Annotated in this window: 11 protein-coding genes; all 11 read right to left on the bottom strand. The window is 34.3% G+C overall.

Annotated features, from left to right (window positions below; all coding sequences use genetic code 11):
* Position 1 precedes the first annotated feature (1 nt).
* Positions 2 to 418, bottom strand: coding sequence for a VOC family protein (locus DTL3_RS05945; RefSeq protein ID WP_045087932.1), 417 nt, complete (start codon positions 416 to 418; stop codon positions 2 to 4).
* Positions 419 to 449: 31 nt separating this feature from the next.
* The gene (locus DTL3_RS09820) at positions 450 to 977 is read right to left on the bottom strand and encodes a methyl-accepting chemotaxis protein (protein ID WP_231854068.1); all 528 of its coding nucleotides are present in this window, start codon (positions 975 to 977) and stop codon (positions 450 to 452) included.
* Positions 883 to 2,463 carry a methyl-accepting chemotaxis protein gene (locus DTL3_RS05935; RefSeq protein ID WP_052670402.1) on the bottom strand — a complete coding sequence of 527 codons (1,581 nt, stop codon included), beginning with the start codon at positions 2,461 to 2,463 and terminating at the stop codon, positions 883 to 885. The genes DTL3_RS09820 and DTL3_RS05935 overlap by 95 nt, the downstream gene beginning before the upstream one ends.
* Positions 2,464 to 2,704: 241 nt before the next feature.
* Entirely contained in the window at positions 2,705 to 5,086 is a 2,382-nt protein-coding gene (locus tag DTL3_RS05930) for a glycoside hydrolase family 2 protein (RefSeq protein WP_045087931.1), read from the bottom strand.
* Positions 5,083 to 7,347, bottom strand: a complete 2,265-nt coding sequence (locus DTL3_RS05925; RefSeq protein WP_144403489.1) for a glycoside hydrolase family 3 C-terminal domain-containing protein — start codon at positions 7,345 to 7,347, stop codon at positions 5,083 to 5,085. The genes DTL3_RS05930 and DTL3_RS05925 overlap by 4 nt, the downstream gene beginning before the upstream one ends.
* 217 nt (positions 7,348 to 7,564) lie before the next feature.
* Positions 7,565 to 8,905, bottom strand: coding sequence for a GH1 family beta-glucosidase (locus DTL3_RS05920; protein ID WP_045087930.1), 1,341 nt, complete (start codon positions 8,903 to 8,905; stop codon positions 7,565 to 7,567).
* Between the two features lie 174 nt (positions 8,906 to 9,079).
* Positions 9,080 to 9,883 carry an ABC transporter ATP-binding protein gene (locus tag DTL3_RS05915; RefSeq protein ID WP_045087929.1) on the bottom strand — a complete coding sequence of 268 codons (804 nt, stop codon included), beginning with the start codon at positions 9,881 to 9,883 and terminating at the stop codon, positions 9,080 to 9,082.
* Positions 9,867 to 10,895, bottom strand: coding sequence for an ABC transporter ATP-binding protein (locus DTL3_RS05910; RefSeq protein WP_045087928.1), 1,029 nt, complete (start codon positions 10,893 to 10,895; stop codon positions 9,867 to 9,869). Before DTL3_RS05910 ends, DTL3_RS05915 begins: the two co-directional genes overlap by 17 nt.
* 5 nt (positions 10,896 to 10,900) lie before the next feature.
* Positions 10,901 to 11,734 carry an ABC transporter permease gene (locus tag DTL3_RS05905; RefSeq protein ID WP_045087927.1) on the bottom strand — a complete coding sequence of 278 codons (834 nt, stop codon included), beginning with the start codon at positions 11,732 to 11,734 and terminating at the stop codon, positions 10,901 to 10,903.
* Between the two features lies 1 nt (position 11,735).
* Positions 11,736 to 12,746 (bottom strand): ABC transporter permease, encoded by a 1,011-nt coding sequence (locus DTL3_RS05900; RefSeq protein ID WP_045087926.1) that lies wholly within the window; start codon positions 12,744 to 12,746, stop codon positions 11,736 to 11,738.
* Between the two features lie 95 nt (positions 12,747 to 12,841).
* Positions 12,842 to 14,572 carry an ABC transporter substrate-binding protein gene (locus DTL3_RS05895; protein WP_045088649.1) on the bottom strand — a complete coding sequence of 577 codons (1,731 nt, stop codon included), beginning with the start codon at positions 14,570 to 14,572 and terminating at the stop codon, positions 12,842 to 12,844.
* Positions 14,573 to 14,783 lie beyond the last annotated feature (211 nt).

The following is a 14,783-nucleotide window of genomic DNA, read 5'->3' as shown; positions in this document are numbered from 1 at the left end:
GTTAATTTTCAAAAGGTTTTAATTTGAGCTCTCCTTGAATTATTTCAATAAGGATACCATCTGGATCTTTAAAGAATGCTATTCTCACTCCGCCTTCTGCATTAGTAGGTTCCATAGTAAATTCAACACCTTTCTTTTTTAAATACTCATAGGCTTCGTCAACATTATCAACCTTGAAAGCAAAATGCTTCATACCAATATTTTTGTCATTGTACGATGTTATTGGTTCGCCTTTCTCGGTAAATTGAAATAATTCAAGTATTTTACCATTTCCCATATCTAGATAGACAATTATAAAATTTCCATTATCTTGAATTAACTGACCCAAAACTTTAAAACCTAAAACATCCCTATAAAACCGTATTGATTGTTGTAAATTTGAAACAGTTATCGCAAAATGGTCAAATCCAAATTTCAAAGGCATCACTCCCAAATTGTATTTTTTGTTATTATATTTTAAATCTCTTAACTAAAGCCTCTAGTTCAGAAGATAATTCACTCAACTCTTTTGCACTTTCGTTTATCTCTACTGATTGATTTAGTTGTCTGTCTATTACCTTTCTTGAGTTTTCTAGTTGTTCACTTATCTCTGAGACTGCCCTGGCTACCCTTTCTATCGCTGAACTCATCTCTTGGGCACTTGCACTTTGTTCTTCTGCACTTGCTGTCATGTTTTCTATCCCTTGATTCATCTTTTCTATTCTTTCTCTTATGTTATTGAAACTCTCTAGTACATTGTCCATTTTTTTGTTCACTTCTTCTATCGTTTCTACTACTTTGTTTGTTGAGTCGTTTACTTTCTTTGTTCCTTGCGTTATGTTTGTTAGTATCTGACTTATTTCGTCTGTCGCATTTCTTGACTCTTCGGCTAACTTTCTTATTTCATCTGCTACTACTGCAAATCCTCTTCCGGCTTCTCCTGCCCTTGCCGCTTCTATCGCTGCATTTAAGGCTAGTAGATTCGTTTGTTCCGTTATCGAGTTTATCGTTTCTACTATGCTTTGTACATCTTTTGCGATTCGTTGCTAGTTGGGTTACTTCTTCTTGGCTTTCTTTTGTCCTTTCTACTGCTTCTTTTACTATTTCACTTATGCTTAGTATTGTTTGACTTCCTTCTTGGGCTGCTTTGTTTGTGTTTTCTGCTTCTTCACTTAATCTTTGGGCATCTCGCGATACTCCTTGCGCCGCTCTTGCTACTTCATCTACTCCTGAGGTTACTTCTTCTACATTTCCTGCTGTCTCTTCTGCATATGTCTGTATCGTATCCATTTGTCTTTTTAGTTCTTCTGAGTTTTCTCTGCTTTCTTGCGAGGTCTTGGTTAGGTTGACTGAGGATTCTTGTACTTTGTCTGAAGCTTGTCTTATCGATCCCATTGAATTTCTTAGTTCTTTACTCATCTCTGATAGAGCTAACGCCATTTGTCCTATTTCATCTTTACTTTTTACTTGAAAGTCTACTGTTAAGTCTCCTTCTTTGAATTGGTTTATCTTGTTTCTTAGTTCAAGTAATGGTTTGGTTATACTTCGTATTAGATATATGACCATTATTATTGCTACTACAAAGGCTATTACTGTTAATATTATTGTTAGTAGGATAGAGTTGTTGTTCTTTTCTATTAGTTGTGGCCCTAATGTGTCTTGTTGTTCTTTTAATTGAGCCCTTTGGTCTTCTAATAGGTTTAGTATTTCTACCCTTAATTGTTCCATTTCTTGGATTATTGGGCCTTGAGATTCGATTAAGTTAACTAGTTCATTAAACTCGGTTTCTAGATTTTCTATATTATTCATTAATTGTGAAAAGGCATTCTTTAATTCGTCGTTTGTCAATCCAAACTCTACGAAAGCCAAATTATTTTTGAAGTTTGAAAATAGGTTAAGAACGCTTATTTTATCACTAGCTGATCTGGTTGAAAAATAAATGTGAACAGCGTCGTTTATAGTATCTACTGTTGTAACTGGATTTTCAGGAAGCAATGAAAATGCTAAAACACTGTATTTTTTAGATAAGCTGTCAAAATTTGAAAGTTCTTGTTTAATCGTGTCAGTCATTATATTAAAATCCGTAAGAAGTTTGTTAGCTTGAGTATCTAATTCAACAATTTTATTAAAACTATCATTGTACTGCCTCATTAAACTATGTACCTGTGTCACATTTGTAGCTTCTATTGAACTACCAGTCAATGAATCCAAAAAACTATTAATAGATGATAAATTATTTTTAAATGACTCTTCAAAAATATTTTCATATGCCACAAGATAATCCTTAAAATCAAGCGTTGCTTCAAGAAAAGTTGTTTCAACCTCTGTTAAAGTATTGACATCTTCTGATAGCTTTTTATACGTTTCAAGCCCTCTATTGGAATTACTGAGTGAAATTATATTAAAAACAATCGATAAACCGAAGAGTAAGAATATTACTAAAATAATATTTATTATTCTCCTACTAACTGATTTATGCTTCATGAAATCAACCCCCTATTATGAGATTTTATTTAATTCCTGAAGGTATTCTTAAAACACTTTTGGCATGATAAAAGAGCATTTATATGGTATTTAAAAAACAGGGGGGCTTTTGCTCGTATTAACCTTACCTTCTCAGAAATAAAGAGTCATAAGATATAAAATACGAGCTGCCCACCCAAAAACATATATAAAGTCAAAACAGAGCTTTGCTTTGTTTTTCCCATCCCCCATGTTCTAAATGTTACAAGAAATCAAATGCACTTTTTACAAATACTTCTCCTTCGACATTCTTTAAAATCTTTGTTTTTCCGGGAAATAGTGAAAAGAAATTATCTCCAGAATAATTTTCGCCGTCAACTCTGACATTCACACCAATTGCAGGTTTTTGAGTTTTCAAAATTAAATTTCTGCCTTCAACTTTATAAGTTATATGTGGATTATCTAACTTGTTTATTCTTAAATCTGCGAAAATTTCATGATTTTCAATGACGTCATCATCTTTCTTAACAGCAATATAGCCTACAGATTTGCTTAAAATATCTTCTTCTACATGTATTCTATCAATGATCATCACAGAATCATCTGGGATTTTTAAATCGGTATATGTTTTGTTCATTAAAAGTTCTCCACTAACACTCCAAAGCTCAAATTCTAAGTTAATTTTGTTGACGTAGTCTCCATCGTTTATAACTGATATAACAATATCTCCATCTTTGTTTTTTGCTAAAGGCAACAATTTGTTAAAAAAACGTCTTGTATAAAAATAGAGGGCTTTAGGTCTTTTAAAATAATCTATGCATGACCAACTAAAGACTGGCCAAGAATCATTTATTTGCCAATAAAGTGTGCCAGCAGTTTTATATTTGCGGCTTCTCCAATGTTCTACACCAGTTTTGATAGCTTCTGCTTGGTTTAATTGTGTAAGGTATACAATAGAATCAAATTCACTCACTAAACCATAATGTGCGTTAATAAACTTTAATAATCGCTCGGTTCCTTCAACTTGTTTGTTATGATTTAACATAACGTCTGAAAAAATCTCTTTTTCGTCCTCTTTAGCAAAAAAATCTATCGTTTTAGGATCTGGTGCTGCTTGAAACCCAAATTCGCTGACGAATTTTGAATTATCTTTTGTATAATGTTTAAAATCTTGCCAACCAGACCAAATTTCCCATACGTGCCTATCTCCAGCGTCTTGTGAGTTTGCTCTAGATCCTCCATAAGGACTTGACGGCCAATACAACCTTGTAGGATCTTCTTGAGCACAAATCTTTGGGAAATCCTCAAGGTATAGTCTATTCCCTAGATTTTTTCCGTCAACTTTTATCTTGTAATCCCACTCTTCAAAACCCCAGTTATTCTCGTTATTTCCGCACCAAATAGCTATACTAGGATGATGTCTTAATTTTATTACATTATGTCTCGCCTCTTGGTTGGCAAGTTTTCTGAACCAATCAATATGATCTGGGTACTCAGCACATGAGAACATAAAATCTTGCCATACAAGAATTCCCAATTCATCACATATTTCATAAAATGCAGGGTCTTCGTACAATCCCCCTCCCCATACCCTTAACATATTCATATTTGAATCCTTTGCCATCATCAATAATCGTTGATAATCTTCTCTTTTAAGCCAACTTAGAATGTTATCAGCAGGAATCCAGTTTGCTCCTTTAGCAAATAGTTTTTTCCCATTAATTTCAAAAATAAAACTTTCGCCTTCTCCATCATTTTCTCTTAAAACCTGTACAGTTCTAAAACCTATTTTCTTCTTTTCTGAGTATATTTCTTCTCCTGCCTTCTTTAACCTAAATTCAATATCATACAAATAACTTTCGCCTAGATCATGCGGATACCATAATTTTAAATTCTTAACTTCTTTTTTGCCTTCAAATCCAAACCTTTCTAAATAATTTTTTACAGGTAGCGTAATTACTAAATTACCATTCAACAAAATGTCGACGTAGTATTTATCAATTTCTTTATCCTTTAAATCCACGTATCCTGTAAAAGTAATCTCTCCGTTTAAATCTTCTATATACGCATAACTGCCATAAATCCGCGCATCTTTAAAGCAATCTATGTAAATATTCCTATATATACCGCTTGTAGCTATCCTAGCTCCCCAATCCCAGCCATATGAATACTGAGCTTTTCTTATATATACTCTTGCTGTTTCCTCACCTGCATGTAATTTACCATAGTTTCTTTCTAAAGCCTTTGGGATCTTAATGGGAGAATTAATTTCCACTCTAATGCTGTTTTCCCCTTTTCTCAGGCATTCTTTTACGTCAAATCTGTATTCAATAAACATATTTTCTGTTTTTCCTACAAATTTATCGTTTACGTAAATACTAGAAAGGGTATCAATGCCTTCTAAAACTAACTCATAACGCCAATCTTGATTTAAATTTTCTATAAAAAAAGTTCGTGTATAAGTCCAATCTTTTTCTTCCAGCCTTTTAAAAAGCCTTTCATTTGTTCCAATATATGGATGTGGCATTAATTCTAAATCTATTAAATCTCCTTGAACAGTGCCTGGAACATTGCCACTAAATTCAAATTCATTTTCATTATCAAAAACTTTCCATTTACCATTTAGATTTATTTGCAAAGTCATCTCTCCTCTTTATTTAACTTTTCTAGAAGCTGTTCAAGCATATCGTCTGTAAAATATCCTCTTCCAAAGTTTATTAAGCCTCTTAATGGCAAATATCTCATCATTGATATAATTAATTCTTGATCTCTATGTTCGTCTTCTTGAAAAATTCCTCCTATCTCATTTATCTTTTCCAATAACTCTTTTAATACTTGAGAAGCCTCTGGATCTTCCATCAAATCTCCTATTGTTGAATTTCTATCGTATTTTTTCTTAATAGTAACTGTTGAATTCACTTTAACTGTTTCTTTTAATTCTATCTCTTTTGATGATTTACCTACCAGTATCTCAAACTCTCCACTTTCTACATACCAGTCTCTTATTTCTGTGTTGTAATATGCAAACGATCTTTTATCTAGTTTAAACGTTACTGTCTTTTCTTCTCCTGGCGCGAGTTCTATCTTTTCAAATCCTTTTAACTCTTTTTCTGGCCGGTTTACCTTACTTTCTACATCTCTTATATAGAGTTGTACTATCTCTTTTCCTTTTACTTTTCCTGTATTTTTTACTTTAACTTTTACTTCTATTGTTTCTTTGTCTGTTATTTCTTTTTTGTCTACTATTATATCTGTATATTCAAATGTTGTATAGCTTAGTCCATATCCAAATGGGAATAGTGGTTCTATCTCTTTTTTGTCGTAGTATCTGTAGCCTACAAATACTCCTTCTCTGTATTCTACTTTGTTTCCTTCTCCTGGAAAGTTTAAGTATGATGGGTTATGACTTAGTTTTTTGGGGAAGGTTTCTGCTAGTTTTCCACTTGGGTTTACTTCTCCAAAGAGTATGTCTGCTACAGCTCCTCCTCCTGCTTGACCTCCTAGGTAACTTTCTAGTAGTCCTTTGACTTTATCTATCCACGGTATTTCTACGGGAGCTCCGTTACTTAATACTACTATTGTGTTTGGTTGTACTTTTGACACTTCTTCTATTAGTTTGTTGTGGTTTTCTGGCATTTTCATGTGTTTTCTATCGTATCCTTCTGATTCGTATCTGTCTGGTAATCCTGCAAAGATTATCGCTACATTTGATTTTTTCGCTGTTTCTTTTGCTTTGTCTATTAGTTCTTGGTTCATTTCATCGTTGTCTAGGTTGTATCCTTCTTCGTAGATGATTTTTGCTTTTCCTTGGACTAGCTTTTCTATCTCTTCTAGGGCGTTATCTAGTTTTGTTGGGTTGACGTGTGAGCTTCCTCCTCCTTGGTATCTTGGCTTTTTCGCAAATGCCCCTATTATCGCTATGGTTCCTTCTTTTTTTAGCGGTAGGATGTTGTCTTGGTTCTTTAGGAGTACCATGCTTTCTCCTGCTATCTTTCTTGCTAGTTTGTGGTGGGCTTGTTTGTCGTATGTTGTTCCTCGGTTTCTGTTATCTACTGCCTTGAATATTATTTTTAGTAGTCTTTCTACTGTTTGATCTAGTTCTTTTTCGTCAAGTTTCCCTATCTTCACTGCTTCTATTATCTTTTGGTCTCCTATCCCATAACTTGATGGCATTTCTAGGTCTAACCCCGCTTCTAATGCATCTACCCTTTCATCTACCGCTCCCCAGTCTGATACTACAAATCCTTCAAACCCCCACTCTTCTTTTAGTATCTCTGTTAGTAGGTATTTGTTTTCAGAGGCTAGTATCCCATTTACCCTGTTGTATGAGCACATGACTGTCCAGGGTTTGCCTTCTTTTACTGCTCCTTCAAAGTTTGATAAATATATTTCTCTTAATGTTCGTTCGTCTATTGTTTCGTCTATGGTGAATCTTCTGTATTCTTGGTTGTTCGCTGCGTAATGTTTTAAGGAGGTTCCTACTCCCATACTTTGTACTGCTTGTATGTAGGCTGTTGCTAATTGGCTTGATAGGTATGGATCTTCTGAGAAGTATTCGAAGTTTCTTCCACAAAGCGGTGACCTTTTTATGTTTATTGCTGGCCCTAATATGATGTCTACTTCTTCTGCTTGACATTCTTGAGCTATGGCTTGTCCCATTTGTTTGATTAGTTCTCTATCCCAGGAACTTGCAGTTGTTACTGCTGTTGGAAAACATGTTGAGGGTACACTGGTTTGTTGGTTTGGCACTTCTTTCCTTAATCCGTGTGGTCCATCACTCATCCTTATTGAAGGGATTCCTAACCTTTCTATGGGTTTTGTGTGCCAATTGTCTAACCCTGAACATAAGCTCGCTTTTTCTTCAAGTGTCATCTGTGCGATTAGACTTTTTATGTCTCTTTCCACTTTTTTCACATCCTTGTTTTGAAAATTAGGTAAACATATTTTGAAATCCCCTATCCCACTTGTCGTGGATTTTTTAATTTAAAGAAAAATAATAAAGTTGAATTTCATAAAATAGGTACCTTTTAGCATATGTATGTTGCCTACATATTTTTAGGTACCTACCTACTAAAGGATTCAAAGGCACGACCATAAATAAATATTAATTCAAAACCTTTTCTCAAAAATCTAAAGAGTTATTTTTAATGATTTGGGAATACCATTTTCCACTGTCTTTTATTATTCTTTTTTGGGTATTATAATCAACATAAACTATTCCAAATCTTTTTGAATACCCAAAAGCCCATTCAAAATTATCTAGTAAAGACCAAACAAAGTATCCTTTTAGTTTCACACCATCTTCTATCGCTTTATGAGCCATTTCAAAATGTTTCTTTAGATAATCAATTCTCTTATGATCATGCACTTCTCCATTTTCCACTTTGTCATCAAAAGCTGCTCCATTTTCTGTTACATAAACCTCTTTTGGGTTATATTCGTCTTGAAGCCCTTTTAGTATTTTATAAAAACCTTCTGGATAGATCTCCCAACCCATTTCTGTTTTTGGAAGACCTCTCTTAACTGACTTTCCACCCAAGGGTGAATCAGGATCAAACTTAACGAGATCGCCAGAATAATAATTGATTCCAACAAAATCGATTTCTTCTTTTATTTCTTCCATATCTTTGTAATAATTTTTAGGCAAATACTCTTTTAAAAATTCTTTTACAGTATCTGGATAGTCTCCATAGTATATGGGATGTAAGAACAGTGGGTAATTATTCCATTCGTGTGCAACCTTTGCTGCAATTTTATCTTCCATTGAATCTGTTGCAGGATCATGAGAAGTGTTTGACAACGTTATTCCAATTTTTCCATTTGCAATATTTGCCTCTCTGAAAGCCCTAACGGCCTTTGAATGAGCCCTCAATTGGTTATGTGTAACTAAAAACGCAGAATAAATATCTTTCATCCCAGGTGCATGTTCTCCAAACAGATGACCAACAAAGGCAACAACCCATGGTTCATTTAAAGTACTCCAATTTTCAACCCTATCTCCAAGTCTTTGAAACATATAATCTGCATAATCTGCAAACCAACAAGCAATATCTCTGTTTGCCCAACCACCTAAATCTTGTAAAGTGGCTGGTAGATCCCAATGATACAGGGTAATGAATGGAGTGATACCAGCCTCAAGCAGCTCATCCACAAGCCTATCGTAAAAATCCATTCCTTTTACATTTATCTTTCCTTTGCCATATGGATAAATTCTTGGCCAAGCTATAGAAAACCTATACCCTTTTAAACCCATCTCTTTCATTAAAGCAATATCTTCTTTGTATCTACGATAATGATCTGCTGCAACATCTCCGGTATCTCCGTTTAATATGTTCCCCGGCGTGTGAGAAAACCTATGCCAAATTGAAGAACCTGCTCCGTCAGCAAGTGGTGACCCTTCTATCTGGTAAGATGCAGTTGCTGCACCCCATAAGAAATCTTTCGGAAAATATTTTGTCGACAATGGGCAACTCCTCCTTTTTTTACTATCTTTACTGTCTTTAGAAGTTACAAAAGCCTACTTTTGTTATTATTTGTAAAGCTTCTATTCTATCTGTATTTTAATATACATAATTAAACATATTCCTACTGTAGAGTTTTTCTTAGGTTAATTAGGTTAGATGAAATATTAAAGTTATTAGCTTGTAAGCCATTCCTCTGAAAGCTTTGGAACGTCTTTTATTAATTGTATCGTATATGGATGTTCTGGCGCTGTTATTATTTTGTCAGCACTTCCTTCCTCCACTATTTCTCCTTCATGCATTATAAAAATTCGATCACTCACATAATACGCTAATCCTAGGTCATGGGTAACAAACATTATTGTACAGTCATCTGTATCTCTCAGCGATAATAATAGTTCTAGTATTCCTGATCTTAAATTCGCATCTATCATCGATGTTGGTTCATCCGCTAATAACAATTGGGGTCTGATTAAATGAGCGCGGGCTATCATTATCCTTTGCCTTTGACCTCCACTTAATTCAAATGGATATTTATCCACTACCTCTTCTGGCCTTAAGTTAACTGATTCTAAGGTTTCACATATTAGCTTTTCTTTTTCTTTCTTGCTATAGCTACTATTAAACAATTTAAATGTATCTAATAATACTTTTTTTACAGGTGAGAATATATTGAATGATGCATAAGGGTCTTGAAATATTGCTTGGACTTTTTTCCAATATTCTTTTTTTTCTTTGCCTTTTATATCTGTTACATCTTTTCCTTCGAATATTATTTTCCCTTCTGTTTCTTTCAGCAACCTTAAAATTAATCTCGTTACCGTTGTTTTTCCGCTTCCACTTTGTCCTACTAATGAAACTATTTCGCCTTTCTTTATCGAAAAATTGATATTGTTTACAGCTTTTACTGCCTTTTTACCACTACCAAACACTTTTGTAAGATTTTCTACCTTGATTATTTCTTCAGTATTTTGTGCCATATGGAGTCACCTTCTTTCCTTGCGTTAATATGTGGTTTATCCGTATGCAGCGCACACTTCTATCATCTAGCGATACCATTTCTACATTTTCTTTTTTACATTCCTCTATCGCTAAAGGACATCTATCTGCAAACCTGCAACCCTTTGGTATTTTTCTGAGGTCTGGAGGGGATCCTGGTAAACTTGGCAACTTTTTATCTTTCATACCTTTTTCAGGAACGAGTATCGATTGCATCAGTGCTTGGGAATAGGGATGTATTGGATTGAATATTACATCTTCCATCTTTCCCACTTCTACAAATTCCCCTGCATACATTACTGCTATTCGATCACATATATGTCTCAAAACTGGTAGTTCGTGCGTAATAAATATTATGCTTTTTACTATTCCATCATCAAATAGTTCTTTTATTAATTGTATAACTGATTTTTGTGTAGATACGTCTAACGCAGATGTTGGTTCATCTGCTGCTACTACAACAGGATTCATCAATGTCGATATCGCTACTACTACCCTTTGTTTCATTCCTCCACTCAATTCTAACGGATATAGGTTTAATACCCTTGAGGGTAATGATAACGATTCAAAACGGTTTTTCGTTAGTTCTATTATCTCTTTTTCTTTCATATCTGGTTCATGTTCTTTCATTAAATCTATCACAAAATCTTTTATTTTTATGGTGGGGTTTAAAGCATTCATCGCACTTTGGGGTATATATGAATATTTTTTGCCTAATATTTCCTTTCGCAAATAATTTATATCTTTTTTAAATATATTATCTCCTTCTAAAAATACTGATCCACTTTCATATTTTAATGGCGGTAAAAATAGTCCAGACAGACTCATCGCTAATGTCGATTTACCACATCCGGATTCGCCCGCTATACCAAATATTTCTCCTTCATACAACTTAAATGACACACTATGGACTGCCCTTATCTTTTCTCCAAGCCTCGTTTGATAATATGTCTTTAAATTATTTACTTCCAACATAGTTTTTTTTGTCGTCATCTTTATCAACTCCTAAGTTTGGGATTGAATATTTCGTCCATCCCTGTGTTCATTATATAGAGTGAAAATGTTATTAACGCAATCACAACTGCTGGCGGTATAAATGCCCACCACGCTCCTGACCTTACTGATTCAAATAATAGCGCCCAGGACAACATCGTTCCTAATGAAACTATGTTGCTTGGACCCAGTCCTAACATACTTATTCCTGCTTCACTCAATATGGCTGTTGCTACTTGAAGGATAAATGCCATGAAAATATATGAAAGAATATAAGGCATTATTTCTTTTATTATTATTTCAAAAGTACTTGCTCCATTTAATCGCGCTATATCAACATGCTCTCTATTCCTTAAACTTAATGATTGTGCCCTTACTGCCCTTGCTGTCCATGGCCATGAGGTAATTCCTAAAACTAATCCCATTGTTACTAATGACCTACTACTCATACTTACTGTAACTAGTATCAAAATTACAAATGGCGGTATTACTAAAAAGATGTTTGTTATTGAATTAAGTATGTTGTCCACCATTCCTCCTTTGTATCCTGCAAAAAGCCCTATAGTTATACCTATCACTGTAGCAATTATTCCGGAAATTAATCCTATAATTATAGAAGATTTCATTCCATGAATTAATTCAACAAATACGTCTCTACCAAAATTATCAGTTCCTAACAAAAAAGTTGATGAGGGTGATTCATACATAAATCCTACCATATCAAATGGATCTTTTGTTGATACTGCAGGGTATATGAAGGCAGTTAATAACAAAAAAATGAATATTCCAAATCCTATCAGAAATTTAGGAGATTTTAGTAATAGTTTTATTGTAGTCATATTAAACCTCCTCCATTTGAGCGGCTTTTATTCTTGGATCAATTAATCCATATACCATATCCATTATGAAATTAGCTAATAATACCATTAACGCTATTATTAGAGTTGATCCTTGTATTAATGGATAATCAAGCTGCCTTATCCCATTGAAAAGCCAAGTACCTAAACCAGGGTATCCAAATACTATCTCTGTAACCAGAGCGCCTCCTACCATACTTCCCAAACTGATTGCAAGTCCAGTAATTTGAGGTAGAACAGCATTTTTAAATACATACTTTTGAATCTTCTTATCCTTCATGCCTAACATCTTACAGTAGGTAACATAATCTGTATTAAGTTCATATATTGACATTTCTCTCATACCAATTGCTTGTCCGCCTATCGTAACTAGTACCAAAGATATGAAAGGTAAAAAATAATGATGCAATACATCTACGATAAAAGTCCAAGATAATGATGGAAGTAAGGTTCTGCTGTAACCTCCTCCAATTGGAAACCATCTCAAGTTAACTCCAAAAAAGTATAATAAGATTATTGCCAAACACTGATATGGTATTGAACTTACGAATAATGACAAAGGAAAGATTGTTTTATCAAAAACACCATTTCTATATGCAGCAGCGGCTCCTAAAAGGTTCCCAATAATCCATCCAACTAGAATTGAAGGAAGTTGTAATGCAATTGTCCATACAACAGCGCTACCTATTACTTCATTCACTGAAAGTGGATATAAGCTAAATGAAGTACCTAAATTCCCTTTAAAAATATTTCCTATATATGTAAAAAATTGAACAATAATTGGTTTATCTAATCCAAACTCATGAACATAAGACTGATATATACGTTCTTGTGTTTCACTAGCCACATTTCCAGACATCACACGTCCAACTATAACCGAAATAGGATCTCCTGGTATTAATCTAGGAAGAAAAAAATTCAAAAAGAGTGCTATAAAAAAAGCGAGTGCATACCATAGAAGCTTTTGTATAAAATACTTTGTAAATCCTTTCACACAGTTCACCTCTCAGCACAATAATATTTAAAGAAGTTCATGGGGTACCTTTATCCACCCCATGAACTTCTATGTACCTTGTCAACTATTTATCACTATTTCACAGGTTGGATGTGCCAAAGCATTTCCATACCTGCACCAACTAATGGCATCGGTGGTGCATATGGATTTTCAGCAGTTGCCCATCCAGTCCAATGTGTTTCATTAAACTCATAGAAAGTCCAAGGTCTGTACATAAGTGGAATAACTGGAATATCTTGTCTGTAAATTTGATCAAGTTCGTTATATAGATTCTTTAACTCATTTTCATCTGTAACTTTTGGTATCATATCTATTAATTGATCTACCCATTCATTCTTATATCTTCCAAAGTTGCTGTATGCTAATTTTCCAAATTCTGCTACTCCCTTTGAATACATAACAATTTGGAAATTCAACCATGGTTGTGCTGGACATGGTGAAGAAGGTGTCCACATTGTCATGTCAAAGTTTCCTGTTTGTCTATTGTCGTATGCTATAGGCGCATCTGGGAACGAAGTTTGAACATCTATTCCTACAGCTTTAGCTGATTGAGCTACTATCTGTAATGCAGCATTCCAATCTGACCAACCATATGGACATTCAACCTTAAATGGGCCAAGTCTTGTTCCATCAGGTAATACGTATATGCCATCTTTCCCTTTTGTAGCTTTTAACTCTTTTTCTAATATTTCAATTGCTTTTTGAGGATTGTATTCCCAACCGTATTGTTTTACTAAACTTTCATTGAAATATTTAGCCTCTCCTCCATAAGGCATGATCAAACTAGCCTGAGCAGCTGGAGAATAATTAGACATAGCCAATTCGGCAATTCTTGCATAGTTTATTGAATAAGCAATTGCTCTTCTTACTTCCGGTAAACTTAATGGATATTTGTGAACATTGAACCATAAGGAAGGCATTGTTGCTGGAACATAATAAGGAATTTCTTTGTACCATGTTCCTATTGGAAGTCCCTTCTTTTCCCATGCTTCCCAAATTCTGGGTATAAATTCTTGAGATATATCTACTTCACCATTTTCAAAAGCTAAGTTACCTTCGTCATTGCTCTTGAAAATAGGATGAACTATGTATTTTGCTGATGGCTTTTTGCCACCGTGTAGTGCTTCGTTACCCCAATAGTTGTCAACTCTTTCTAAGATAATTGTTTCTGGACTTTCATGAAACACTTTGTAAGGTCCTGATCCAACAGGATTTTCATTTCTAAACTGTCTTATCTTTACAATGTCATATCCGTTATCTGCTTCAACTTTTGACCAAATATGTTCTGGAATAATGAATGTTGCACCGATAGCATCTTCAACCATCAAACGATTTGGATTTTCTGGCTTCATCTCAAAGATAACTGTATGATCATCTACTTTGTAGATATCTTTCAACCATTCCCAAATCTGTAATCCTACTGGGTATTTTTGTCCAAATTTAAAGGAATATACAACATCATCAGCAGTTACGGGTTCTCCATCATGAAAATAAGCTTTTGGATTTATTTTTACTTCTAAGCGCATATCGTCTAACCACTTGTATGATTCTCCCAAAATTGGAACATATTTCCCATTGAGAAAATCCCATGTAAACAGCGGTTCATATATCCAAATATGTTGCCTTGGGTCTGATACAAATGTCATTGGAGATCCTGTAAATGGGTTGTCCGATGTTGGTGGTCCCCATTGAAAACCGGCAACATATACAGCTTCATTCCTTGGAATCTGGGTTACTTGTCCGAGCATTACTCCCCCAGTAACCAACATCACCAATAAAAGAAACACCATAAAACCTTTTTTCATACTTTCTTCACCTCCAGTTTTTTGGTACTTATCTCTTTTAAGGAAGGCCCTTCCTAAAAAACTTCTCATCATTTACATTCTATTATGAAACAGTTTACATTCAAAACATAATTACATACTTAGAGTAAGGTTTAAGTCTTTTTAGAGGCAAATAACTCCAATAAAATTAAATTTTTGAAGTTTTACTTAAATTAATAAATTAAACACACAA

The sequence above is a fragment of the Defluviitoga tunisiensis genome (assembly GCF_000953715.1).
GTDB lineage: Bacteria > Thermotogota > Thermotogae > Petrotogales > Petrotogaceae > Defluviitoga > Defluviitoga tunisiensis.
The sequence above is the reverse complement of the archived record's forward strand: the minus strand, read 5'-3'. Positions and strand labels throughout refer to the sequence as shown.